The following is a 24,007-nucleotide window of genomic DNA, read 5'->3' as shown; positions in this document are numbered from 1 at the left end:
TATGAGAAGTGAATCGCTGCCGCATTCGGCCGCACGAGAACGCGAGGGGCGCTATATCTACCTTGCATGTCCCTGGACGCCCAAAGGCGGCGGCATGTTCAAGGTCGCGGACTACCTGATTCAGGCCCAGGCGTTTTCAGCCCCTGCCGATGCGGCGGAACTCCGTCCGCTTGACACCCGCGGCGGCGCCAACGCGCTGTATTCATTTTGGGTGCTGGCTACTGCCATGACCAGAATAGTGCGCGGAAAACTTAACGGCCGGCTGGCGGGGGTCCATGTGAACATGGCCGAGCGGTTGAGTCTCTTTCGCAAGAGCGTGATCATCATTGTCTGCCGCGCCCTCGGTATTCCGGTGGTGCTTCATTTGCACGCTGCGCAGCTGCATCATTTCTACAGGTCGTTACCCCGTCCGCTGCAGATGCTGACGCGCTGGGTATTTTCGCTGCCGGCCAGCTGCGTGGTGCTGGGATCATCCGCACGGCGCTTTGTGGTCGAAGAACTCGGCGTGCCGGCCAATCGCGTGGAGATCGTTATCAACGGTGTTCCCGAACCTACCCATGCACGGCGCATAGCCTCGGAACAAATCGTGCAGCGCGTGCTCTTTTTGGGAAACCTGTCGGAGCGCAAGGGGGTATCGGATCTTTTGCAGGCGCTGGCGCTCCCGGGATTTGATGCCTCACGAACCGAAGTGATTCTGGCCGGCGGCGGCGATATCGAAGCCTACCGGATAAAGGCAAAGCAACTGGGCATCGAAGCACTGCTTGATTTTGCCGGCTGGTCCGACCAGCAGCAGGTCGCACGCCTGATGGCTCGCGCCGATGTCCTGGTATTGCCTTCTTACGACGAGGGCCTGCCACTGGTCATCCTGGAGGCCATGGCCAACGGCGTTGCGGTGGTCTGCAGCCCGGTAGGCGAAATACCTTCCGTGTTGACCGATGGGGTCAATGCGTGCTTTGTGCAGGCTGGCGACGCAGCCGGTATTGCCAGGGGCCTGCAGCAGGTGCTGAACGAGCCTGCGCTGAGGACTTCACTGGAGCGCAACGGCCGGGCACTTTACGAACAGAACTTTTCCCTTGCCCGTTTCTTTGCCAGCGTTGCGCGCATCCACCAGCGCAATTTCGGCGTAGCAGCCCAACCGCTGCGCACCACCGCCAAATCTGTCCCGGACACCCACCTATGATCACGCAGGCCAATGACATTCAGGCCGGCAGCCGCCTTCAGGCGGACGTCTGCGTAGTGGGTGGCGGCCCTGCGGGCATTGCATTGGCGCTCACCTTGTCGGAGCAAGGGCATTCCGTGCTTCTGCTGGAGTCGGGGCAGCTGCAGGCGCACGCTCCCACCCAGTCGCTCTGCGAGGGAGAAGTCGCGGATGAGCGGCTGCACAGCCCACCCGGCAAATATCGCCAGCGGCGCCTGGGGGGATCCACCGCGATCTGGGGCGGACGCTGCATGCCCTTCGATCCCATTGACTTCGAGACCCGCAGCTACATTCCGCACAGCGGGTGGCCGCTGTCTTACGAAGACCTGCGACCCTACTACCCGCGTGCCAATGCCCTCGCGGAAGCCGGGCGGTTCATTTATGACGCGGGTGAAGCCCTGGAGCCGGAAATCGGTCCGATGATTGCAGGGTTCGACAGTTCGCGCGTGCTGACCAATGGGCTGGAGCGGTTTTCCTGTCCCACGCATTTCGGCAATCGCTATGCACGGCGGCTTGAGCTGGCGCCCAATATCCAGGTACTGCTGGGAGCCAACTGCACTGCAGTACGGCTGCACGCCGACGGAAGGGCCGTCCGGGAACTCGAGGTACGCACCTTGGCAGGAACACACTTTTGGGTGACTCCGAATACCACGGTACTGGCCATGGGCGGGCTCGAAACGGCGCGTTTGTTACTGGCGTCGCGGGATGTCGTTCCGCAAGGCGTCGGCAACCAGCATGATGTGGTGGGGCGCTACTACATGTGCCACATCGCCGGGAATGTCGGCACCCTGACCGTTCATGGGCCCGTCAGCAATGTGCGGCACGGCTATGAAATTTCCCCGGAAGGCATCTATTGCAGGCGCAGGCTGTCTGTGGCCGCCCACGAGCAAAGGCGCCTGGGCCTTGCCAATGCAGTCGCCCGCCTGCACTTCCCGCGCATCACCGATCCGGTGCATCGCAACGGGGTGTTGTCGGGGCTGTTCCTGGCCCGCAAGCTGATCAGCTACGAATACGGCAAGCGGCTCAACGATGGCCACGCCCCCACGGCAGGGACTTACGCCCGCCACCTCCTCAATGTGGTGGCCGACCCTCTGGACACCACGGCTTTCCTGGCCCATTGGCTGGCCAGGCGCTCCTTCGCTGAACGCAAATTCCCGTCAGTGATTCTGCGCAACCGCACCAACCGCTTCAGCCTTGAAGTTCATGGTGAGCAAATACCCCAAGCCCACAGCCGGGTCACACTTGCCGGCACTGTCGATGCGCTGGGCATGCCTCGCCTGAAGGTGGATTGGCGCTACAGCCAGGCGGACATCGACTCCGTCCGCAAAACCCTGGACGTGATGGCTGAAGAATTCGCGCGCAGCGGAAAGGCCCACTTCGACTACAACCGCCAGACCCTTGAGGACGACCTCGTGCGCTTCGGCGCCTACGGGGGACACCACATCGGCACCGCACGCATGGGCGATGACGTGCGCACCAGCGTGGTCAATGCCGACTGCCAGGTTCACTCGGTGCACAACCTGTTTGTAGCCGGAAGCGCCGTTTTCCCTACGTCAAGCCAAGCCAATCCGACTTTGACCCTGATTGCCATGTCGCTCCGGCTGGGCGACACGCTGTCGCATCGCTTGCGTGCAGAGCGGACACCGATCCAGTTGAAGGAGGCCGCATGAAGGTACTGGTATTGGGAGGGTCAGGCCACATCGGCAGGCGCCTGCTGGAAATGCTGCACGGCACTTCGTGGGCGATCCCCACGGGAGCGTCCAGACAGAAGAATCTTTCGAACGGCACGGAAAAGTTGCGGGCCGAATGGCTGGAACTAGATACCCGAGACGCTGGGCAACTTGCGGTGGCACTAAAAAACTTCGACGCGGTTGTTAACTGCGTGGCGGGCGATGCAGCGTCGATTTCTGAAGGCATGCACGTCCTGGTCGACGCCGCGCTCAAGGCAAACTGTCCGCGCATTGTTCATTTGAGCACCATGTCGGTTTATGGCCCTGCAGAAGGCCTTATCCGTGAGGGTGCGCCACGTGATCCCAGCCTGGGTTGGTACGGCCGTGCCAAGTGCGAAGCGGAAACCAGTCTGGAGGAATTTACCCGTCGCGGCGGTGCAGCCGTGATGCTGCGGCCAGGCTGTGTTTTTGGCCCTGGCAGTGAACTCTGGGTCGGACGCATCGGCCGATGGCTTCAGTCCGGGCGTCTTGGCGACCTTGGCATCGCTGGCGATGGTTGGTCCAATCTTGTCCACGTGGACGACGTTTGCCAGGCTCTGCTGGTTGCGCTGCAGCTGCCGGTGGCTCCAGGCGAGTTGCCGGCTTTCAATCTGGCTGCGCCGGACAGTCCTCGCTGGAACGACTACTTTGTTGACCTGGCTCTCGATATCAGGGCAACGCCGGTGAAACGCATCGGCCGGCGCCAGCTGAGCGTGGACTCCTGGGTAGGTGGCCCACCACTCAAGGCAGCTGAGCAGGCCTTGAAATTTCTTGGCATCACCGGCCGGCGGCTTCCCGATGCGTTGCCACCGGGATTGCTCCGTTTGTGGTCCCAGCACATTCAACTCGACTCGCAGGCAGCAACGGAACAATTGGGATTGGCGTGGACACCTTATCGTACCGGTGTGCATGACTCGGCCCGGTGGTTCCGTACCGGGGCATCAACCAGCGGCCAAACCATGGAAAAAATAGTATGCCTTCCCTGAAAGCCGATATTCACCGGAAATTTGGACGATCCGACGGGCATCTGGCATTGAAAGGCGCCCTTCTGGATCCGGCATTTCGCGTGGTGGTCACCTTGCGTCTTTGCCAGGCAGCCCAGCAACTGCCGCCTGCATGGCGCTGGTTCGCGATGGTTCCTGCACAGCTGCTGTACCGACTGACAAGCCAGCTGGCGGGGATCGAAATACCCTGGCGAACCACCATTGCGCCCGGACTTGCACTCACCCATGGCCGCGGCATCGTCGTCAACGCGAACGCACGTATCGGCAGCAACGTCACGCTGTTTCATGGCGTAACGATCGGGCAGCGGGATTACATTGACAGTGAAGGCCGGCGGAACACCGTTTACCCGGTGATTGAAGACGATGTGTGGATCGGGCCGCACGCGATTGTAGTGGGCGGCGTGACTGTGGGGAAAGGCAGCAGGATTGCCGGCGGAGCGTATGTCTTTGAGAACGTCCCCCCCTACAGCGTGGTGATGGGAAACCCCGGGCAGATTGTTAAAACCCACTGCACACCGGATGTAGACAACCGCTACGCGCCGGTAGCCGTAGACGAAGAAAGCCAGCACTCGCGGCCGCAACGTCAATCGCTCGCAGTGAATGCCGGATCAGCGTCGGTTCAGCGAGGCCAGGCGCAAGGCCCGCGTTAAAAATAGCGGATTGCCTATCACGTAGCGCTGAAACAACCGGCGCGGCTCCAGCGCCAGGCGAAACAACCACTCCAGACCGGCCCTCTGCATCCACAGCGGCGCTCGCGGTGTCTTTCCACCCAGAAAGTCAATGATGGCTCCGCCGCAAACGATCAGGCAGGGAAAGTCCAGCAAGGCACGCAGTCTGGCCGCCACTTCCTCCTGCCGGGGCATTCCCATGCCGAGCACGATCAGCGCCGGTTGGTGCTGAACTGCCAGCAGGGCGTATGCCTCAGCATCCAGGAAGCCATCGGCTGCAATAAGCTGGCTGTGGGGAGCCAGTTCCTGCTGGACACGCAGCCGGCCCTTGGCCAGATAGGGATCACGTGTACCAAACAACGCAATGCGGCGGCCGTCAAACGCCCGGATCAGTTGCGGAATGAAGTCCGTCCCATTGAGATTGAGGCCGGGCTGCATCCGCAGCAATTTAAACAGCGTTGCCATGCCGGAGCCGTCCCTGAGCACCAGGTCGGCCGAATGCATTGCCTCAAAAAAAGGAACCGACGCCACCATGGAATTCATCGCATGCGCATTGGCGAAAGCCAGTACCTGCGGCCTTGCAGGGTGGCTAAGGGACGCCAGCAGTGCCTGGCTGTCGACAGGGCTTTGCACCCGCTCAATCTTTTCCACCAGTAGCGACCAGCGCTGGCGCCAGTCAGCAGGGCTGTCAAAGGAAGAACTCAGCATGGCCTCACCCATCCATCCTCCGGCATGACAAAATCATGGTCATGTTGAACACCGTAACCCCGGGCAACCCCTTGCGCACCCTTCGCATCCTGGCGGGCATCACCGTCGTCCTGACGGCCGCAGCGCTTTACATTCTTGGCGCGCAGCCCGTTGCCGTTGGGCTGTTCCCTGCGCCTTGGGACAAACTGGCACATCTGCTCGTCTTTGGCATGGTGGGCGCGGCTGCCGGTATTGCAAGCGGAACGCGCGGCTGGCGCATGGCCCTTTGCTGCGTAGCCAGCGCCGTCATGGTAGGTGCCATGGATGAGTTGCATCAGGCTTTCCTGCCGGGCCGGACAGCCAGCTGGTCTGACCTGGCAGCGGACGCCGCAGGCGGGCTTCTGGGAGCCGCCGCGCATGAGGCAGCCTATCGGCTGGGGGCTGGCCGCTTCTTCAGGCATCGTTAAGCACGGAGCCCACCAAAGCCACGCCGAACTCCCGCAGACTGTGGGTGAAACGGGTCATTTGCGGCATGGAACTCATGTTCTGCCTCGCCACAACCAGAGCAGCCCCTGCGCGGACGGCCACCGTGTGCGCATCGGCACATTCGCTGGCAGGCGGGGTGTCGATGATGATGACGTCAAAGTCCTCGCCCAATGATTGCAGCAGTTTGGAAAATTCCTGCCGCCCAAGCAGCTCCTGCGGATTAGGCGGAATGACCCCCGCAGGCAGTACCGACAGATCCTGCAGGGCCGGTATGCTGATGACCGCTTCCGGCCCGGCGCGGCCAGCGAGCATGTCAGACAGGCCCGCAGTCGCCCCAAGGTTAAAAAGCTGGTGCTGCCGTGGCGTCCGCATATCCGCGTCGACCAGCAAAGTACGCTCCCCGAGCTGTGAAAACACGATGGCCAGGTTAGCCGCGATATAGCTGCGCCCTTCTTTCGCGCCGGCGCTGACAATCGCCAACCCCCGGCGCTCGGCCCCGGTGTCAAACCAGCGCAACATCAACTGGCTGCGCAGCGCACGCAACTGTTCAACCGGCTGGCTGCCCGGCTGGTACGCCGCCACCAGCTCCCGGCTGAGCTTGGTTTCATTGGCAAGGTAGGGATAGTCAAACTGGACCGAGAGGGCAAAACGCACATCGTCGTCACTCAGCAGGCCCAGGGCCTTGCCGGAATCGCCAAAGCGCAAGCCACGGTCCCGTTGAAAATGGAGGATACGTTCGGCATCCGGAGGCGACAGCCGACCTGCATCCACCAGGATTGTCCCCATGGAGCGGCCGGCACCCGTGGCCGGTTTGCTGGGAACTGTCAGGGGAACCGATCGGATCGTCGGAGCGTTGTTTCTATTCATGCTGTCCCTCCATTGCCTAGCATCAGGCGGCGCGAACCGGGAAGCCTGCCGCTTCCTCCATCCGAAGAAATGCTTGCCAACACAGGCAGGCCCAATATCTGCACAAGGTCTTCGGCAGAGCGCACGCGGCGGTTGGCCAGTTCCAGCAACAATCCGCATGCAATGCCGAGCAACGTCCCGCCAAAAGCAGCGACCAGCAGATTCACCAGCAGTTTCGGGCTCGAAGGGTTGACAGGAGGCGTTGCCATGTTCAGCCGCACAACATTGGTCTGGTTGCTCAGGCTCTGAAGGCGTGTCTGCGATGCACTCTGGCTGACAGCCTCAAAAGCGCGCTGGGCCGACTCGACATCGCGGCGATATACATTGAGCTCGTCCCGCTGCTTGTTCAGTTCGAGGACACGCGCTTTCTGTGCACCCACCGCGGCCTGCAGTTCACGCTCCCGGTCTTTGCCCACGCGGTAGGTTGTTTCGATGGATGCTGTGATGCGCGCAGTTTCGGTTGCCAGCCGGCTTTTCACAGCGGCCAGTTCGGATTCAGCGCGTTGCCGCTCAGGGTGATTAGCCCCGAGGCGCACACTGATTTCCTGTACCTTGGCCTCCAGCCGCGAAAGATCGGCCTTCAGGCCATTGATCAGGGGACTCTGCATGACTTCAGCGACGGTATCTCCGCGGGAGCTGCGTTTGCTCTGGCTGTCGGTAGTCTCGCCCTGCACAGTCGTGAGCTGGGAAGAAATTTCCCCCAGCTTCGCAGTCTCGTAGTCCACACGCTCGTCACTGCTGACAATACCGGCCTTCTGCTGGTACTCCGACAGGCGCGCCTGAGCCTCCTCAAGTTTCGCGCGAGATGCCTTGGTCTGATCATCAAACCATTCGGCGTAGATCTTGGCAGGTTCCGTCTTTAGCGACAGATTGGTATCGAGATAGGCCTGGGCAAAAGTATTGGCCGTAGTGGCGGCGACATCCGGATCGCTGCCCTTGTAGGTGATGTTGATCACGTTGCTTTCGCGCGCGGGCCGTACATCCAGTCCCTTCTGCAGGGACTCAGCCAGCCAGCTCTCCAGCGACCCGCGTCCATCGGTGGCCTCAAGCCAACGGGCTTTGGTGCGCGGATCTTCATCCAGCTTGAGCATTTTCACCACGCGCTGGGCCACACGGTCACCGCCGATGATGTCCACCTGTGTCGCCATGTAGCTGGGTGCGACCAGGCCGGGCAAGGCCGCGCCGCCGGCAACCGGATCAGGTGAACGCACGTCAACCAGTACGGCGGCCTGGGCGGTGTACTTGCGGGGAAGCGCGAGGCTAACGGCCAGCGCGGCCAATATGGCCACCAGCATGACGAGCACAACAACCCGATAACGGGCCCGCAGGATCAGCAGGAATTGATGGAGTGTCATGATTTAAAAGAGGCTTTCACGAACATAGATCACATCCTCGGCGCGAACGGGGTCGGTGAGCCGGGGGGTTGTTTCCACGACCTTCCCCGCCGCGTCGCGGCGATGCAGGCGCAGCCGGTTTTCACTGCCGCGCACCGTGGGTCCGCCGCCCTGGGCAAGCGCCTGCATCACGGTCATGCCCCGCTCGATGCGGTACGGTCCGGGGCGCTGTGCCTCGCCGTAGATATAAAACATCGGCGCCTTGTTGACATACAGCGTGTCTCCGCCCGCCAGCACAATGTCTTCATCTGATTTCTCGTTCAGAAAGAGTGCCGGAATATCAATCACTTTCCGAAACGGCTTACCCTCACGCTGGCCGGTCAGGATCAGTACATCGTCACCCGTAGGGGTCACACCGCCGGCAGCAGCCAGCATGTCGCTGACACGGGTGTTGAATGTTTCCAGGGGGAAACGGCCCGGGCGGCTTACCTGCCCCAGCACGGCGACCTGATTGCCCCGTACCTGCCGCAGGACGATGTTGACCTGCGGTACCTTAACGAAACCGCCGGTGCGCAAGGCATCTGCAATTTTCTTCTCGGCCTCTCCAATCGTCAGGCCACCCAGCTGAACGCTGCCAATCAGGGGATAGCTGATCACGCCGCTTTCAGATACCCGTGCGTCGACCGAGAGATCCGGACTCTGGTACACCTGCACGCCAATGGAATCGCCGGCGCCCAGGCGATAGTCCTGGTTGGTCGGCACAGCCGCAGCACCGGCAGCAGCCGGTGCAACGGGCGCAACCGGAGCTGTCACTGCAGCAGACTGACTTGATGCGGCCGGCTGGGCGAACGCGGGAACCGTCATCGCCAGAAGCAAGGCCAATAAGACCGGAGGAAAGTTACGAATCATGAATTTCATCTTGTTGTCGCCTTTTCGGAAAGCAAAATGTCTGTAAAGGACGCCGCAGGCTGGGGCCACGCCGGCGCCTGAAAGCGGGGTTGGTTGAAGGATTCCATCAAAAGCTCGCTTGTGCTGAAAGACCAAAGGCATTGCTGGTGTAGTCAAAACCCGGCTCAGTGGATTTGCGCCTGTCGCGCTGCACTGAAGCTATCAATTTGAGGGCACGCAGCGCCTGCCACTCAAGTGCCAGGGAAACCAGATTGCTGGTGTCGTGGCGGTCCGTTGCGGCAAAGCCCGGCAAAGGCCCCCGGAAGTCGCGTGCGCCGTGGTCATAGCGCAGGTGAACGGCCGTCTTCTCGCTGGGCTTCCAGGTCGGCGCGATAAAGAAGCGATAGCCTTCGTAATAGCTGGCTGTAGAAGTCTGATAGCTGCCCAGTTCCCGCACCAGGCCTCCGGCAAGGCTTGTCTTTGCCGTGATGTTCCAGGTCGCATCAAGCTGGCCGGTAAAACCCGAAAAATCCCGCGCAGCCAATCCATCGTGCTCGCGGTCGAGGTGGGACAAGCGCGCCCGCAGGGTGGTTTTTCCGGTCGGCGCCCAGTCCAGCCGAACCTCATGCTCAGTATCCGTAAAGCTCCCCGCAAACGTTGGCGACGGCACCCGGCCCGGATAGTCACCGTTGCCCCGCTTATAGCGATAAGCCATGGAAGTGTTCGAGGGGAAGACATAGCGTACGCCGCCCTCGGCTCCCCGAATTCGTGAGTCGCCTTCAAAGGTGAAGGGCTGGCTGCTGGTGCTGGTGCGTTCGAAAAGTCCGCCAACCAGCCGCCACGCACCATCGAGCTCGTATTCCGCATCAAACACGGTCGAGCGGTTGGTCCGGCGATTGAGTTGACCTGAGTTCTGGACGTCGGCCGTGTTGTCGACAAATTCCCGCCGGTCGGAGGTCAGGTTGCCATGCAAGGCCGGCGTAAAACTCCAGCGCCAGGCGGCGGCGTAATTCACCGCGGTGAAATCAAGATTGGAAAAGCGGCTGTAATGATGGTCTTCGACCCCAGCGTCGAGCTCAAATCTCTGAAGCCCGAAAGGCTTGTTTATCTTAAAACCTGCTGTCGTCACCGAAACTGTGTCCGCGCGGTCCGTGGTTCCTATCAATGCCTGGGCATTCGCTGTATCGGACAACCGGAAGACATTGCTGTCGTGCGTGACGGATTGCCCGGCCTTGAACTGAAGGGTGTCAAGCTCATCGGCATGCACCGCCAACGGAAACAGGCTCAGCAACAAGAGCGGAATGGGAAGGAGGTCGCGGTGAGGCATCAGCTGTCCTTTTTTTGCTTTTAGTAAGCCGCACTGTCCTTGAAGACCAGGCGGATCGTTTTCAGAATGATGAAAAAATCGAGCTGCAGCGACCAGTTGCGCAGGTAATCCAGGTCGCAATCGATACGCGACTGCATCTTGTCGAGCGTGTCGGTTTCGCCGCGCTGCCCATTCACCTGAGCCCAGCCGGTAATGCCGGGCCTGACCTTGTGGCGAACCATGTAGCCCTTGATGAGAGAGCGATACATCTCGTTGTGTGCCACGGCGTGCGGTCGCGGGCCGACGATGCTCATGCGCCCTTGCAATACGTTGATGAATTGCGGTAATTCGTCGAGCGAGGTTTTGCGCAGAAAAGCGCCCAGGCGGGTGATCCGCATGTCATTCTTGCGAGCCTGTTGAATCGTGCCACCGTCCTCGGTAACAGCCATGGACCGGAACTTGTAGACCAGAATCTGCTCACCGTCCAAGCCATAGCGCCGCTGCTTGAAAATGACAGGCCCCGGAGAGTCAAGCTTGACCATGATCCCGATCACCAGCATGACCGGAAAAATCAGCAACAGGATCAGCAGTGACAGCGCGATGTCGCTGGCCCGCTTCAGTACGCCGCTGACACCCCGGAACGGCGTATCGCAGACAGATATCACCGTGACCCCGCAGACCGAATCGCTGCGGCCCTGTATCAGGTCGGTAATGAACATGTCGGGGACAAAATAAATCGACGCTGTGGTGTCCTTCAGGCCATCAAGCACCTGCAGGATGCGCGGCCGCGATGCCATGGGCAAGGACAGATAAATAAACTGGATACGGTGCTGCTTGACGTAAGCCGGAAGGTCGTCAATTTTTCCCACCAGTTGGTAGTCATCCTGTGACTCCCTGCGGTCTTCCCCGCGGTCGTCGAAAAAACCCTTCAAATCAATGCCCGAATACGCCGAACCTGTGATGTGCCGGGCCAGAGAAACGCCCTGCTCGTTCATACCGACGATGACAGCACCCCGAACCGCCCCCTGCAATTTCAGCAACTGCGGAGCGGCAGCACGCAGAGCCACATGCGCACCCGCCTGGGCAACCGGCGCGACCCATAGCCAGTTAACCAGTACCGTCATGGAAAATTTATAGAAATATTCGGTGGCAAAACCCGTCAGCAGCAACAAGCCGGCAATCCATATCCAGTGAAATGCAATCTTTGAGAACACCTTCCACACGGGCAAACGCAATTGGGAGGTACCGGGAAACGTCAGCGAAAACACGATGACCGACAAAATTAGATAGGCAGGACGCACCGACCCTTCAAAGAACAAAGCCAGTCCCCAGAGCGAGAACACCAGAACCAGAGGGTCCAGCGCGGCCTCCACTGCGGTGAAAAGATGACTTCGACCCAACCCCATGGAGCGGGGTTCGCGCCGGTTAAGCCATGCCGAGGCTGAATTGAGCGGATTGACATCATCCATGCAAGCTCACCCGCGTAATCCTGGAGACAGCCTGGGCCCGGTTAAATACGTTGAGCTTCTGGAATATGCGCTGCATGTGATTCTTCACCGTATAGCCACTGATGTTGAGGATGGTTCCGATCTCGGCATTGGTTTTGCCCATGGCGACCCAGGCCATGATTTGCGTTTCACGTTCGCTCAGGCCGGACGCGTCGTCGGCTCCGTTGCGTACCGTAACGGCGGCTTGCGGGTGCTGCTGTGGCAACAGCGCCATCTGCCGCAGCGCGTTATCAATGGCAGGCATCAGCATCCTCATGGCCTTCAGCCCAGACTCCCTGGGAATCTCATCTGCACGGAAAAACGCATACAGACAGTCCTGGTGCGCCCTTTCGTCATGCATCGCGTGAACGAGCACCGAGCGCATACCCGCCAGGGTACGGGTGAAGGAGCCCGGCAAGCTCGCATTGCCCAGCAAATATTCGAACTGGCTGAAATTGAGGAGGCAGGGCTGCCCGCCGGCCGCCACCCAGTGGTCATGAAGCCGGCCAAGCAAAAAGGGCACGCCGTCTGTACCGGCTGCATAAGAACGTACGCCAGGCAATTCAGAAAGAATGTCGTGCTGGATAGCACCTTCCTGAAAGTCGCCCCAGCCCACCATCAGGATGTCATGTGGAAGGGAATACTGGACGTCACCGCGCAACCATTCGAGCAGGTCGGCGTGCCGGGTGATGGCCGTAGCCTGCGTTATCAGCGCCGTATAGTGCGCAGGATCTTCGCTGAAAAGCGGAGCGTGAGATTTCATGCCTTGATATCACTTCCTGTGTTTTGTTCTGCCCCCTGCCTGCGTGTGCAGGCGTGGCAGAAGGGACCCACTGAGAATCGTCTAGCTTGGTATAAGTCGCAATACCAAAGACGGCACAGTTGATGTAGGAACAAGACGACTCAGTGTAGGGTGGCAGGCATGCAATTGAGATGTCAGACCCCGCGCGTATTGGTTGCAACTACGTAACAGCTGTGCGCTTGATGGCAGTTGCTTCGCAAAACGATACGGCTTGCAACAGTTTGCTTTCTTTTGGCGCACGGCCGTGGCTGCTATTGACTACGCTGCGCACATAATTTGTGCACGCAGTTGCAGCGAGCAAAACAGCAAAGAAACAAGAAGAGGAACGCAAGGCTGATGACCGGTAAGAAAATGAAGCGCAGCATGGAAGTGGATACGGTAAGAGGCATCGCCTGCATCTTGCTGGTTCTGTTTCATGTGGTAGGGGATACGCCCTCAGTGGGCCTGAAGGTTCCGGAGGGGCACTGGTTGCAGATGTTCAATGAAGGGCTGGCCTATATCCGCATGCCGCTCTTCTCTTTCATCTCAGGCTATGTGTATGCATTTCGCCCCTATGAAGGCAATGCTGCTGAATTCATTAAAGGCAAGGTCCGGCGGCTGCTGCTCCCCCTGATTACGGTGGGAACTATTTTTGCCGTCGTGCAGGCCTTCACGCCAGGCGCCAACTCATCGGTCAACCAGTGGTGGCTGTTGCACATTGAGCCCGTGGGGCACTTCTGGTTTCTTGAAGCGCTTTTTATTGTCTTCCTGGTTGTTCTGCTGCTGGAACACCTCAACGCACTTTCTACTGCGACCGGATTTGCAGTGGCCTGGGCGCTCAGCACGGTGCTGTTTGACTACTTCAGCCCACCCAACTATTTCGCCGCCCGCGGCGCTGTTTACCTTCTGCCTTTTTTCCTGGCCGGGCTTGCCTGCAAACGATTTGACATCGGGACGCCAACGGCCCGGCTTGTGGCGGCGGCCGTATTTATTTGCGCCGCTACCGGGGCCATGCTTTTTCCGCAATTTTCCGAGCAGGGAAGTTCTGTGGCCGCACTGGCGCTCGGCGTCTCAAGCGCCTTTCTTCTTTTGCGGAGTGGCTGGAGTTTCGCGCCCCTGGCCTACATTGGATCCTTCTCATTTGCGATTTACCTGCTGCATGTTTTTTTTACGGCAGCGAGCCGTATCGCCTTCAGGAAATTGGGTATCACGGACACCTATGTCCTGATGACGCTGGGACTCGCCGCCGGGATTGCTGGCCCCGTCGTATCCGCGCTGCTTATCAGCCGGCACGCAGGCCTGAATCTGTGGCTGCTGGGAACTGTGCCGGGCAAGCCGAAAACCAATCCGAAGCCCGTGGTAGCAGCCTGAAGGATCGGGGCTCGAGCCAGCGGCCCATTTCATTCGGGCGCCAAGCCGCTCATCACTGGCGGCGTCCTGGCGCCCCAATCAGTGACTCTGCCGCCGCGGCGAATCCTGAACGGCTCGAACGTCGGAGCAGAAACCGTGCCGCCGGAGTTGCACGATACTTTTCTCCGAGCCTCTTCCAAATCAGCACCATCTGGCGGCTGCATGGAACGACTCCTCTTTCGAACTAAACTGCCTCACGTACCGCAGGCAATCGGACCGGCGCGGGCATGCCGGCGAGTAACCAACAAAAAGATAGAGACAACATACCCATGAATATCGTCATCACCGGCGGCGCCGGATTTCTCGGGGCCAGGCTGGCCCGGCAACTTCTGGACGCGGGGCAATTGGCTCTTGCGGGCAGCGCACCGCAAACCATCCGGACGGTGACACTGGTTGACAGGGTGGCGCCGCCGGCCGCGCTGGCCGCGGACAACCGCATTCGAACCATCACCGGCGATCTGAGCCGGCTGCTGGAAGACGGTCATCCGCAAGCACTCGTGGTGACAGAAAAAGACACGCTGATATTCCATCTGGCGGCGGCAGTCAGCGGTGAATGCGAAGCGGATTTCGACCTTGGCATGCGCAGCAATGTCGATGCTACGCGTGCGCTGCTGCAGGCGTGCCGTGCCCTGAATACATCGCCCACCGTCGTATTCGCCAGTTCGCTTGCAGTGTTTGGCAATTCACCCGAGCAACCACTCCCGGCGGTCATCGATGACAGAACGCTGCCCACACCGCAGAACAGCTACGGCATCCAGAAATTTATCGGTGAACAACTGGTGGCTGATTACGCGCGCAAGGGCTTCATACGCGGGCGCAATGTGCGTCTGATGACGGTGAGCGTGCGGCCCGGAAAACCCAACGGTGCGGCATCGAGCTTTCTCAGCGGCATTATTCGGGAACCCCTTGCGGGAACGAGGGCACAGTGCCCTGTTCCTCCCGAAACGGCCGTGGCTCTTGCGTCGCCCGGACGTACGGTGGAGGGATTGATTCGTGCTTCAGAGGCTACCGACACCGAATGGGGCGCCCGCACAGCCGTCAACCTGCCGGCCCTCAAGACAACGGTCGGCGAAATGGCGCAGGCGTTGGCCCGGGTGGCCGGCAAAGATGCGGCGGGACTGATCGACTGGGTGTACGACCCTGTCATCGCAAGAATCGTGGGCAACTGGCCCGCCGATATCGACGCAGCACGCGCGCGGTCGCTGGGCCTGCTGCCTGACAGTGATTTTGAAAGCATCATCGCGGCGTACTTAAGCGAAAACCCGCGCACGACCGCAGATGCATCGCGGCAATAATGCGTGTGCTTATGGTCGGAAAATCCTGATGCAGAACCGGCCCCAGTCGTCCACAAAATTCCCGGCCCGATCACTCAACGGAGACAAACAACATGAAGCTTTCAAAACTGATTATCGGTATGACGCTCGCAGCGGGATTCATGGCGTCTGCAAATGCACAGACCACCATGAAAATCAGCATTTCCACGGCCCAGAATTCGCATCAGGGCATTGCCATCGACACTTTTGCCAAAGAAGTCGAGAAACGCACAGCAGGCCGCTACAAAGTCCAGACCTTCTACAACGGGGCCCTGGGCGGCGAACGCGAATCCATCGAGGCCGTGCAGCTGGGCACCCAGGAGCTGGCCTTCTCCTCCACCGGCCCCGTACCCAATTTTGTCCCCGAGACCAAGATCCTCGACGTTCCCTTCCTGTTCCGGGACAAGGCGCACGCGCGCGCCGTGCTGGACGGCCCCATCGGCCAGAATCTCCTGACCAAATTCGATGCCAAGGGCTTCAAGGCGCTGGCCTGGGCCGAAAACGGTTTTCGGCACATGACCAACAGCAAGCGGGACGTGAAAGTTCCGGAGGACCTGAAGGGACTGAAGATGCGCACCATGGAAAATCCGGTGCATATCGCTGCGTACAAAGGCCTGGGCATCATCACCACGCCCATGGCTTTTCCCGAAGTATTCACGGCGCTGCAGCAAGGCACGGTCGACGGCCAGGAAAATCCCCTGTCTGTGATCATGTCCGCCAAGTTCGACCAGGTGCAAAAGCACCTTTCACTGACCGGCCACGTTTACTCACCTTGCATTTTCTTGATGAACAAAGCGGCCTTCGACAAGCTCAGCGCTGCCGACAAGACAGCCTTCGTTGATGCCGCCAAGGAAGCGACCAAGGCGAACCGGGCCCGCGTGGACCAGGACGATGCCAACGGTGTAGCCGAGCTGCGCAGCAAAGGCATGACCGTGATCGAAAACGTCGACAAGGCGAAGTTCGTGGCAACGCTGGCGCCGGTCAACGCTGAATTTGAAAAGCAGTTCGGCAAAGCCAACATCGACGCGATCAGGAACTACAAGTAAACCGTACCGCAACTATTTTGCTACTTTTTTTGTAGCCGCTTACGCCCGCCACCATTGGTCTGCGGGCGTTTTCATTGCAATTCTCAATTCTCCTCATGTATCGGCGCATCCATGAAACAAGCTTTTCTCCAACTTGAACGGTGGACCACCGGCTTCTCCATGCTGGTGGCCTGCGTGATGCTGGTCATCGCATCGGGGCTCGGTGTGTTCCAGATCCTGACGCGTTTTGTCTTCGAGCAGCCTGCAGAGTGGAGTGAAATTCTGATCCGCCTCAGCCTGATCTGGATGGTCTTTATGGGAATTCCCATGGCTTTCCGCCAGGGCGCCATGGTCAGCGTGGATGTGCTCTACCGCTGGAGCCCACCCCGCATCCGGCGGGTGCTGGACTGGCTGGTCTGCATCGCCGCTCTGGCCCTCGTCGCAGTCATCGTCTGGTGGGGCTGGGACTATTCCCTTCGCGGGCGTGTGCAGTCCATGGCCGGCCTTGAATCCATTTCCATGTTCTGGGGTTATGTGGCCATGCCGATCGGCGGCATGTTCTGCGTGATCGGCATCATCGGCAACCTGGTTGACCCACAGCGCAATGAACTGGAGACAGCGCAATGAGGACACGAGCAGGCTTGCACCTTATTCAAGCAGGGGCCGCGGAACCGGCTTTGCCGGGCCGCAGGCGCAGCGGCCCCCTCGGGGGGCAGCGCATTACACGAAGTGAAAAGCGTGGGGGCCAGGTATGACCGCCGTGATGATCTCGACCATGGTGCTGTGCTTTGCACTCACCGTTTCCGTGGCCGTTTCCATCGGCCTGGCGTCCATCTTCGGTATCCAGGCGTCCAACGCCAACATGCTGATTTCAGTCAAGGAGATGTTCTCCTCGATCAACAAGTTTCCGCTGGCCGCCATTCCCTTCTTCATCCTGGCCGGCAACCTGATGGAAACCGGCGGCATCTCGCGCCGGCTGGTCGAATTCGCCAAAAGCATTGTGGGAGGCGTGCAAGGCGGTCTGCCCATGACCTGCGTGCTGACTTGCATGATTTTTGCGGCAGTGTCCGGCTCCTCTGTGGCCACCACTTTCGCCATAGGCGCCATCCTGATACCGGCACTCATCAAGCACGGCTACCCTACCGCTTACGCTGCGGCCCTGCAGGCCACCAGCGCAGAACTGGGGGTGATTATTCCGCCGTCCATCCCCATGATTCTTTATGGCGTGAGCGCCGAGGTCTCGATCGGCGAACTCTTCATTGCCGGCTTCGGCCCGGGGCTTTTAATCGGCGGCGCATTGATGCTGTTCGTGCACCTGTACTGCCGCTGGAAGGGCTGGGGCAAACAGGACGGTGACGGCCGCCTGAGCTTTGGTAAGGCGACCTGGCGGGCGGGCTGGGCATTGCTGATGCCGGTGATTATTCTGGGCGGGATTTATGGCGGAATTTTCACGCCGACCGAAGCCTCTGCCGTGGCGGTGTTTTATGCGCTGGTCGTGGGCATCGTGATCTACCGCGAGATCAAGCTGGCCGACCTGTACGTCATCCTGCGCAAATCGGTGCTCTCCAGTGCCGTGATCATGTTCATCATCGCCAATGCCGGGTTGTTCGCCTTCCTGATCACCCGGGCCGGCGTGCCGGACGCCATAGGCCACTGGCTGGAAGCCGTGCTGCAGTCGCCCGCCCTCTTCCTGTTGGGCGTCAACGCGGCGCTATTCATCATCGGCATGTTCATTGAAACCAGCGCAGCCATCATCGTGCTGGCGCCCATCCTGGCGCCAGTGGCAGTGCATTTCGGCATTGACCCGGTGCACTTCGGGCTGGTGATGGTGGTCAACCTTGCGCTGGGCATGATCACGCCGCCATTCGGCGTGAACCTGTTTGCAGCCTGCACCGTCGCCAGGATATCGCTGGACCGCATCGTGACGCACCTGATCCCCTTTGTGCTCGTCATCCTGGCTTGCCTGATGGTGGTCACTTACGTCCCGCAGCTGTCGCTGGCTCTGCGGGATCTCGTCTACGCAAAATAGCTTTTCGGACAGGATTCACGAGGCTGTCATTTTCAGCAGCCATGCTCGGGGTTTCATTTCAGGATGAAATCCATGCAGCTTCACAAAACCGACCGTGCCCGTGCCGAGCTCAAGCCCGGCGTGAGAACGCTAGGCCAGCGCGAGCGCACCCTGCTGCTGATGGCCGACGGCAGCAAGTCGGCCCAGGACTTCCGCCCGCTGTTTGAGGGCGACGGCGAAGCCATTGCCCTGCGCCTTTTGCGCGACGGCTTTCTGGAAGCCCATCCCGGCAAGACGTCCGCGCCGGCAAAAAACCCTGCGCCTGCACCCGCCCAAACACTCACGCCGGCGCAGTTACAGAACTTTCCCAGCCCCGAAACCACCCAGGCCATTCAGGTCTCTGCCGATCAATTTGAAGGCAAGCGCTCGCTTGCCACAACCCGGATGTTCCTGTTCGACATCTGCGAACGCATGTTCGCCCGGCGCAACCCGGAGATGGCCGAGCGCTTTCGCGAAGCGCTGCGCAATGCCAAAGACCGCGAGACCATGCTCAGCGCCTCGCGCGAAATGATCGAGGAAATCGAAAAAATCGCGGGCCACGAGCGCGCCGACTCCATCAGCGAGCGCATCGCCATGCTGCTGCCGCAGCACCAGGCCGCCTGATCGAGCCGACAGCGGCTTCCGTTACACTCAGCGGTGTCAGGAGAGAGTTTTCCTCGCGAAAACCGCCGAAGGCGCACGAGCACCCGGGGGGCACCCCCCTTGAGTAGCACTGAACGCTCAGGCAAAAGGACTGGCAACCGCCCTGCGGCGCACCACGCGGCAAGGCGTTCCCTACTGGAGAGAGGCCGCCTTTCACGGGCAGCCCACCGAAGGAGCAAGCCTGCATCGCCGGGTGAATCTCTCAGGTAAAGTGGACAGCAGGGGCAGCCCATGGATTGAGAACAAGTTCTTGCCATGACCGTGTTTGCCCCCTGGAGAATGCCTTGTCCGATTCGTCCACCTCTTCCGCCGCCCCCGAAACCTTGTTGAAAACGCCCCTGCATGACCTGCATGTGGAGCTTGGCGCGCGCATGGTGCCTTTCGCGGGCTATTCGATGCCAGTGCAGTACCCCGCGGGCCTGATGGCGGAACACCACCACACACGCCAGGCTGCCGGCCTTTTTGACGTGTCCCACATGGGCCAGCTACGCCTGGTGGGTGCTGATGCCGCAGTCGCGCTGGAATCCCTGATACCCGTTGATGTGATCGACCTGCCCGCCGGCAAGCAGCGCTACGGCCTGCTGTTGAACGACGACGGCGGCATCATCGACGACCTGATGTTCTTCAACCGTGACTATGCGAACGGCGGCGACCTGTTTGTCATCGTCAACGGTGCGTGCAAGGCGGGCGACATCGCGCACATCCAGGCCAAAATCGGTTCGCGCTGCGAAGTCATCCCCATGCCCGAGATGGCTCTGATGGCACTGCAGGGCCCGCAGGCCGTCACGGCCTTGCAGCGACTGGCGCCAGGCGTCGAAAAGCTGGTGTTCATGACCGGCGGGCGCTTCACCGTGGCCGGCTGCGACTGCTTCATCACCCGCAGCGGCTACACCGGTGAAGATGGCTTTGAAGTCTCGGTGCCTGCTTCGCAAGCTGACGCACTCGCACGCGCGCTGCTCGCGCAACCTGAAGTCAAACCCATCGGCCTGGGCGCGCGCAATTCGCTGCGGCTGGAAGCGGGCCTGTGCCTCTATGGCAACGACATTGACACCACCACCACGCCGGTGGAGGCCAACCTCAACTGGGCCATGCAAAAGATCCGCCGCACGGGTGGCGCACGTGCCGGCGGCTTTCCGGGTGCGGACAAAATCCTGGCCCAACTGGCAGACCCCGCCCTACTCACCCGCAAGCGTATCGGCCTGGTGGCGCTGGAGCGCGTTCCTGTACGCGACCACACCGAACTGCAAAGCACCGACGGCATGGCTATCGGCGAAGTCACCAGCGGTTTGTTGGGCCCCACCATCAACCAGCCCGTCGCCATGGGTTACATCAAACCTGAGTTCGCTGCGCTAGGCACACGCGTGAACGCCATCGTGCGCGGCAAGCCGGTGCCCATGGAAGTGGTCGCCATGCCTTTCGTTCCCGCCCGCTACTACCGCGGTTAAGCACCAGATCAAGCTCCCCGTTTTATTCACCCCACTCAACCCCTGGAGAACCTCATGACCGTCAAATACACCGAAGACCACGAATGGGTCAAGATTGAAGGCAACGTCGCCACCGTCGGCATCACCGTGCATGCGCAGGATGCGCTGGGCGATGTGGTGTTTGTGGACCTGCCGGCTGTCGGCACCACCTTCGCCCAGAAAGAAACCGCCGGTGTTGTCGAATCCGTCAAGGCCGCGGCCGACGTGTATATGCCCTTGAGTGGCGAAGTCACCGAAATCAACGAAGCCCTAAGAGACGACCCGTCTCTCGCTAACAGCGACCCGATGGGCGCCGGCTGGTTTTTCAAAGTCAAGCTGTCCGACCCAACGCAGCTTGACGCGCTGATGGACGAAACCCGCTACACCGCTTTCGCTGCCTGATTTTCTGACCGATTCTTTTTTCTGACTCCTGGCTGCCAAGCCTGACACGGGACCCGACATGTTGATGCAAACCGCCAAGCCCCTGGGCGACCTTGAAAACCCCGCCGAATTCATCGCCCGCCACATCGGCATCGATGACGCCGACGAAGTACACATGCTCAGCATCGTGGGCTCGGCTTCGCGCCGCGCGCTGGTGGAAGGCATCGTTCCGCGCTCGATTGCGCGCAGCACGGCCATGGCGATCCCCGCGCCTGTCACAGAGGCTGCCGCGCTCAAGCAGCTCAAGGCCATCGCGGCCAAGAACCAGGTGTTCAAGAATTTCATCGGCCAGGGCTACTACGGCACCTACACGCCAGGCGTGATCCTGCGCAACATCCTCGAGAACCCCGCCTGGTACACGGCTTACACGCCTTACCAGGCCGAGATCTCGCAGGGCCGCATGGAAGCGCTGATCAACTTCCAGACCATGGTCTGCGACCTGACCGGCATGCCGATCGCCAACGCCTCCATGCTCGACGAAGCCACCGCCGCCGCCGAAGCCATGACGCTGGCCAAGCGCAGTGTAAAAAGCAAAAGCAATGTCTTCATCGTGGCGGGCGACTGCCATCCGCAGACGATTGAAGTGATTCAAACCCGCGCCAAACCGCTGGGCATCGAAATCAAGGTCAGCACGGCCGCCGTCACGGTGCCGCAGCTGATGGCCGAAGGCAATTACTTCGGCGTGCTGGCGCAATACCCCGCCACCACAGGCAGCATCCATGACCTGCGCCCGCTGGCCGGCCAGGCGCATGTCGACGGCGCGGCCCTGTGCGTCGCAGCCGATCTGCTGGCGCTCACGCTGCTGGCCCCGCCCGGTGAATGGGATGCCGACATTGTGCTCGGCAACACCCAGCGCTTCGGCATGCCCATGGGCAACGGCGGGCCGCACGCGGCTTACCTCGCCTGCCGCGATGAATTCAAGCGCTCGCTGCCCGGCCGCCTGGTCGGCGTCACAGTCGACAGCCACGGCAACCCGACCTACCGCCTCGCACTGCAAACACGCGAGCAGCACATCCGCCGCGAGAAAGCCACCTCCAACATCTGCACTGCGCAGGTGCTGCCGGCGGTGATCGCCAGCATGTACGCGGTCTACCACGGCCCGCAAGGCCTCAAGCGCATCGCCGAGCGCGTGGCCGCCTACACGGCCATCTTTGTGCGCGGCCTGCAAGAACTGGGCTATGACATCACCAACACGGGCGCCTTTGACTCCGTGACGGTGAAAACCGGTGACGCTACCAATTTGATAGCTGACCGCGCACGTTCTGCGGGGGCTAACCTGCGTTTTCGCTTGAATAACCACCTGGGCGTGTCGCTGGACGAAACCACCAGCCGCAAAGATATCGAACTGCTGTGGTCTTTCTTCGCCAAGCCCGGCCAGACCGTGCCCGTGGTCAGCGCTTTCGAAAAGGGCGTTGAATCGCTGATCCCCGCCGACCTGCGCCGCACCAGCGCCTTCCTGTCGCACCCGGTGTTCAACACACACCATTCCGAAACCGGCATGCTGCGCTACATCCGCATGCTCAGCGACAAGGATCTCGCACTGGATCGCAGCATGATCCCGCTGGGCAGCTGCACCATGAAGCTCAACGCCACCAGCGAGATGATTCCCATCACCTGGCCGGAGTTCGCCAACATCCACCCGTTCGCACCTGCCGAGCAACTGCTGGGCTATGCCGAACTCGACAAGCAGCTTCGCGACTGGCTGTGCCAGGCCACCGGCTACGCTGGCATCAGCCTGCAGCCCAATGCCGGCTCGCAAGGCGAATACGCCGGCCTGCTGGTCATCAAGGCCTTCCATGAAGCCAAGGGCCAGGGCCACCGCAACATCTGCCTGATTCCATCGTCGGCCCACGGCACCAACCCGGCCAGCGCCCAGATGGTGGGCATGACCGTCGTCGTCACCGCCTGCGACGCGCAGGGCAATGTCGACATGGCCGACCTCAAGGTCAAGTGTGAACAGCACAGCGCCAACCTCGCCTGCGTGATGATTACCTACCCCAGCACGCATGGCGTGTTCGAAACCCAGGTGAAAGAGCTCTGCGCCATGGTGCACAGCCATGGCGGACGCGTTTACGTGGACGGCGCCAACATGAACGCACTGGTGGGCGTGGCCGCGCCAGGCGAGTTCGGCGGCGACGTGAGCCACCTGAACCTGCACAAAACCTTTTGCATCCCGCACGGCGGCGGCGGCCCGGGCGTGGGACCTGTCTGCGTGGTGGCCGACCTGGTGCCCTACCTGCCCGGCCATGCCACGGCGGGCATTCCCGTCAACGGCGTCGGCGCTGTCTCGGCTGCACCGCTGGGCAACGCGGCCGTCCTGCCCATCAGCTGGATGTACTGCCGCATGATGGGCCCCGAAGGATTGACGCAAGCGACCGAAGTCGCCATCCTGAGTGCCAACTACATCAGCTCGCGCCTGAAGGACCACTTCCCGACGCTTTACGCCAGCGAGAACGGTCATGTCGCGCATGAGTGCATTCTCGATCTGCGCCCGCTGAAGGAACCCAGCGGCGTCACCGCCGAAGACGTGGCCAAGCGCCTGATGGACTACGGTTTTCACGCACCGACACTGAGCTTTCCCGTGCCCGGCACACTGATGGTGGAACCCACTGAAAGCGAAACCCTGGCCGAGCTGGACCGCTTTATCGACGCGATGATTGCCATCCGCGAAGAGATCCGCAAAGTCGAAACCGGGCAATGGCCGCAAGACAACAACCCGCTCAAGCATGCGCCGCACACCGCGGCCAGCCTGATGGGCGCCGACTGGGACCGCCCCTACTCCCGCGAAATCGGTGCGTTCCCATTGGCTTCACTCAAGCAGGTCAAGTACTGGCCGCCGGTGGGCCGCGTCGACAACGTCTACGGCGACCGCAACCTGTTTTGCAGTTGCGTGCCCGTGACTGACTACGCCTAGGACCTGTCAACACTGTGTTTGCAAGATGCGTTGCGAGTCAAAAAGGCCTTGAGCAAGGCGCAAAACGCAGGCGGGGTGAACCCCGTCAAGGCTTTGCAACGCCGCGCAAGGCCTTTTTGATCGCAACCCGGAGGGAATGGGGTGAAAACGGCGCCACTCGGCGTTGCGCTCCTAGCCCAGACGCCCGGTCTGGGCGTCGTCGCGCGCCTTGATTGGCGCCGTTTTCACCCCATTCGCATTTGCAAACACAATGTTGGCAGGTCCTGACGTCCTGACG

The 24,007-nt window shown here is 60.8% G+C and carries 21 protein-coding genes and 2 riboswitches; of the genes, 14 read left to right on the top strand and 7 right to left on the bottom strand.

The window, feature by feature from the left end:
- Position 1 precedes the first annotated feature (1 nt).
- Genes AC1DZE_RS06275 through AC1DZE_RS06260 form a run of 4 tightly spaced genes read left to right on the top strand, consistent with a single transcriptional unit; the run spans position 2 to position 4,561 of the window.
- Complete coding sequence (locus AC1DZE_RS06275; protein WP_477699879.1) at positions 2-1,180, top strand: glycosyltransferase family 4 protein; 1,179 nt, start codon at positions 2-4, stop codon at positions 1,178-1,180.
- On the top strand, positions 1,177-2,868 hold the full coding sequence (locus AC1DZE_RS06270; protein ID WP_477667866.1) for an FAD-dependent oxidoreductase: 1,692 nt from the start codon (positions 1,177-1,179) through the stop codon (positions 2,866-2,868). The genes AC1DZE_RS06275 and AC1DZE_RS06270 overlap by 4 nt, the downstream gene beginning before the upstream one ends.
- Positions 2,865-3,893, top strand: coding sequence for an NAD-dependent epimerase/dehydratase family protein (locus tag AC1DZE_RS06265; RefSeq protein ID WP_477667867.1), 1,029 nt, complete (start codon positions 2,865-2,867; stop codon positions 3,891-3,893). The genes AC1DZE_RS06270 and AC1DZE_RS06265 overlap by 4 nt, the downstream gene beginning before the upstream one ends.
- Entirely contained in the window at positions 3,881-4,561 is a 681-nt protein-coding gene (locus AC1DZE_RS06260; protein WP_477672769.1) for a serine O-acetyltransferase, read from the top strand. The genes AC1DZE_RS06265 and AC1DZE_RS06260 overlap by 13 nt, the downstream gene beginning before the upstream one ends.
- Here the strand turns inward: AC1DZE_RS06260 and AC1DZE_RS06255 are convergent.
- Entirely contained in the window at positions 4,520-5,287 is a 768-nt protein-coding gene (locus AC1DZE_RS06255; protein ID WP_477667869.1) for a WecB/TagA/CpsF family glycosyltransferase, read from the bottom strand. The genes AC1DZE_RS06260 and AC1DZE_RS06255 overlap by 42 nt on opposite strands.
- A 41-nt stretch (positions 5,288-5,328) precedes the next feature.
- Between AC1DZE_RS06255 and AC1DZE_RS06250 the strand changes: the two genes are divergently transcribed.
- Positions 5,329-5,733: a VanZ family protein gene (locus tag AC1DZE_RS06250; RefSeq protein ID WP_477667870.1), complete on the top strand. Its 405-nt coding sequence runs from the start codon at positions 5,329-5,331 to the stop codon at positions 5,731-5,733.
- Here the strand turns inward: AC1DZE_RS06250 and epsG are convergent.
- The 6 genes from epsG to epsA all read right to left on the bottom strand — a co-directional run bounded on the left by epsG (position 5,720) and on the right by epsA (position 12,436).
- Positions 5,720-6,619, bottom strand: coding sequence for a chain length determinant protein tyrosine kinase EpsG (epsG, locus tag AC1DZE_RS06245; RefSeq protein WP_477646209.1), 900 nt, complete (start codon positions 6,617-6,619; stop codon positions 5,720-5,722). The two genes, AC1DZE_RS06250 and epsG, sit on opposite strands and share 14 nt — an antisense overlap.
- Positions 6,616-8,013, bottom strand: coding sequence for a chain length determinant protein EpsF (epsF, locus tag AC1DZE_RS06240; RefSeq protein ID WP_477667871.1), 1,398 nt, complete (start codon positions 8,011-8,013; stop codon positions 6,616-6,618). Before epsF ends, epsG begins: the two co-directional genes overlap by 4 nt.
- A gap of 3 nt (positions 8,014-8,016) precedes the next feature.
- Positions 8,017-9,036, bottom strand: a complete 1,020-nt coding sequence (gene epsE / locus AC1DZE_RS06235) for a polysaccharide export protein EpsE (RefSeq protein WP_477699878.1) — start codon at positions 9,034-9,036, stop codon at positions 8,017-8,019.
- Entirely contained in the window at positions 9,008-10,147 is a 1,140-nt protein-coding gene (epsL, locus tag AC1DZE_RS06230; RefSeq protein WP_477699966.1) for an XrtB/PEP-CTERM-associated polysaccharide biosynthesis outer membrane protein EpsL, read from the bottom strand. The genes epsE and epsL overlap by 29 nt, the downstream gene beginning before the upstream one ends.
- Before the next feature lie 80 nt (positions 10,148-10,227).
- Positions 10,228-11,655, bottom strand: coding sequence for an undecaprenyl-phosphate glucose phosphotransferase (locus AC1DZE_RS06225; RefSeq protein ID WP_477667873.1), 1,428 nt, complete (start codon positions 11,653-11,655; stop codon positions 10,228-10,230).
- Entirely contained in the window at positions 11,648-12,436 is a 789-nt protein-coding gene (gene epsA / locus AC1DZE_RS06220) for an XrtB/PEP-CTERM-associated transcriptional regulator EpsA (protein ID WP_477667874.1), read from the bottom strand. Before epsA ends, AC1DZE_RS06225 begins: the two co-directional genes overlap by 8 nt.
- Before the next feature lie 375 nt (positions 12,437-12,811).
- On the opposite strand from epsA, the gene AC1DZE_RS06215 reads away from it, so the two are divergent.
- The 9 genes from AC1DZE_RS06215 to gcvP all read left to right on the top strand — a co-directional run bounded on the left by AC1DZE_RS06215 (position 12,812) and on the right by gcvP (position 23,730).
- Positions 12,812-13,825: an acyltransferase family protein gene (locus AC1DZE_RS06215; protein WP_477699877.1), complete on the top strand. Its 1,014-nt coding sequence runs from the start codon at positions 12,812-12,814 to the stop codon at positions 13,823-13,825.
- 308 nt (positions 13,826-14,133) lie between these two features.
- Positions 14,134-15,159 carry a D-erythronate dehydrogenase gene (gene denD / locus AC1DZE_RS06210; RefSeq protein ID WP_477667876.1) on the top strand — a complete coding sequence of 342 codons (1,026 nt, stop codon included), beginning with the start codon at positions 14,134-14,136 and terminating at the stop codon, positions 15,157-15,159.
- A gap of 92 nt (positions 15,160-15,251) precedes the next feature.
- Entirely contained in the window at positions 15,252-16,223 is a 972-nt protein-coding gene (locus AC1DZE_RS06205; RefSeq protein ID WP_477667877.1) for a TRAP transporter substrate-binding protein, read from the top strand.
- A 111-nt stretch (positions 16,224-16,334) separates the two neighbouring features.
- A complete protein-coding gene (locus AC1DZE_RS06200; RefSeq protein WP_477699876.1) occupies positions 16,335-16,829 on the top strand; it encodes a TRAP transporter small permease in 495 nt (164 codons plus the stop codon).
- A 124-nt stretch (positions 16,830-16,953) separates the two neighbouring features.
- Positions 16,954-18,231, top strand: a complete 1,278-nt coding sequence (locus AC1DZE_RS06195) for a TRAP transporter large permease (protein ID WP_477699875.1) — start codon at positions 16,954-16,956, stop codon at positions 18,229-18,231.
- 72 nt (positions 18,232-18,303) lie between these two features.
- Complete coding sequence (locus AC1DZE_RS06190) at positions 18,304-18,873, top strand: hypothetical protein (RefSeq protein WP_477665657.1); 570 nt, start codon at positions 18,304-18,306, stop codon at positions 18,871-18,873.
- A 27-nt stretch (positions 18,874-18,900) separates the two neighbouring features.
- Positions 18,901-19,016, top strand: a riboswitch (glycine riboswitch).
- 21 nt (positions 19,017-19,037) lie between these two features.
- Positions 19,038-19,141, top strand: a riboswitch (glycine riboswitch).
- A gap of 55 nt (positions 19,142-19,196) precedes the next feature.
- Entirely contained in the window at positions 19,197-20,357 is a 1,161-nt protein-coding gene (gcvT, locus tag AC1DZE_RS06185; RefSeq protein WP_477667880.1) for a glycine cleavage system aminomethyltransferase GcvT, read from the top strand.
- Positions 20,358-20,411: 54 nt separating this feature from the next.
- Positions 20,412-20,777 (top strand): glycine cleavage system protein GcvH, encoded by a 366-nt coding sequence (gene gcvH / locus AC1DZE_RS06180; protein WP_457280135.1) that lies wholly within the window; start codon positions 20,412-20,414, stop codon positions 20,775-20,777.
- A 58-nt stretch (positions 20,778-20,835) separates the two neighbouring features.
- A complete protein-coding gene (gene gcvP / locus AC1DZE_RS06175) occupies positions 20,836-23,730 on the top strand; it encodes an aminomethyl-transferring glycine dehydrogenase (protein ID WP_477673252.1) in 2,895 nt (964 codons plus the stop codon).
- Positions 23,731-24,007: the final 277 nt, after the last annotated feature.

The sequence above is a fragment of the Polaromonas sp. P1_F1 genome, assembly GCF_056405795.1.
This window is presented reverse-complemented; position numbering and strand designations above follow the sequence as displayed.

What these genes read in the sequence shown, in the direction of transcription:
- AC1DZE_RS06275 (WP_477699879.1), top strand. Translation starts at nt 2, where the DNA reads ATGAGAAGTGAATCGCTGCCGCATTCGGCCGCACGAGAACGCGAGGGG.
- AC1DZE_RS06270 (WP_477667866.1), top strand. Translation starts at nt 1,177, where the DNA reads ATGATCACGCAGGCCAATGACATTCAGGCCGGCAGCCGCCTTCAGGCG.
- AC1DZE_RS06265 (WP_477667867.1), top strand. Translation starts at nt 2,865, where the DNA reads ATGAAGGTACTGGTATTGGGAGGGTCAGGCCACATCGGCAGGCGCCTG.
- AC1DZE_RS06260 (WP_477672769.1), top strand. Translation starts at nt 3,881, where the DNA reads ATGCCTTCCCTGAAAGCCGATATTCACCGGAAATTTGGACGATCCGAC.
- AC1DZE_RS06255 (WP_477667869.1), bottom strand. Translation starts at nt 5,287, where the DNA reads ATGCTGAGTTCTTCCTTTGACAGCCCTGCTGACTGGCGCCAGCGCTGG.
- AC1DZE_RS06250 (WP_477667870.1), top strand. Translation starts at nt 5,329, where the DNA reads ATGTTGAACACCGTAACCCCGGGCAACCCCTTGCGCACCCTTCGCATC.
- epsG (WP_477646209.1), bottom strand. Translation starts at nt 6,619, where the DNA reads ATGAATAGAAACAACGCTCCGACGATCCGATCGGTTCCCCTGACAGTT.
- epsF (WP_477667871.1), bottom strand. Translation starts at nt 8,013, where the DNA reads ATGACACTCCATCAATTCCTGCTGATCCTGCGGGCCCGTTATCGGGTT.
- AC1DZE_RS06225 (WP_477667873.1), bottom strand. Translation starts at nt 11,655, where the DNA reads ATGGATGATGTCAATCCGCTCAATTCAGCCTCGGCATGGCTTAACCGG.
- epsA (WP_477667874.1), bottom strand. Translation starts at nt 12,436, where the DNA reads ATGAAATCTCACGCTCCGCTTTTCAGCGAAGATCCTGCGCACTATACG.
- AC1DZE_RS06215 (WP_477699877.1), top strand. Translation starts at nt 12,812, where the DNA reads ATGACCGGTAAGAAAATGAAGCGCAGCATGGAAGTGGATACGGTAAGA.
- denD (WP_477667876.1), top strand. Translation starts at nt 14,134, where the DNA reads ATGAATATCGTCATCACCGGCGGCGCCGGATTTCTCGGGGCCAGGCTG.
- AC1DZE_RS06205 (WP_477667877.1), top strand. Translation starts at nt 15,252, where the DNA reads ATGAAGCTTTCAAAACTGATTATCGGTATGACGCTCGCAGCGGGATTC.
- AC1DZE_RS06200 (WP_477699876.1), top strand. Translation starts at nt 16,335, where the DNA reads ATGAAACAAGCTTTTCTCCAACTTGAACGGTGGACCACCGGCTTCTCC.
- AC1DZE_RS06195 (WP_477699875.1), top strand. Translation starts at nt 16,954, where the DNA reads ATGACCGCCGTGATGATCTCGACCATGGTGCTGTGCTTTGCACTCACC.
- AC1DZE_RS06190 (WP_477665657.1), top strand. Translation starts at nt 18,304, where the DNA reads ATGCAGCTTCACAAAACCGACCGTGCCCGTGCCGAGCTCAAGCCCGGC.
- gcvH (WP_457280135.1), top strand. Translation starts at nt 20,412, where the DNA reads ATGACCGTCAAATACACCGAAGACCACGAATGGGTCAAGATTGAAGGC.
- gcvP (WP_477673252.1), top strand. Translation starts at nt 20,836, where the DNA reads ATGTTGATGCAAACCGCCAAGCCCCTGGGCGACCTTGAAAACCCCGCC.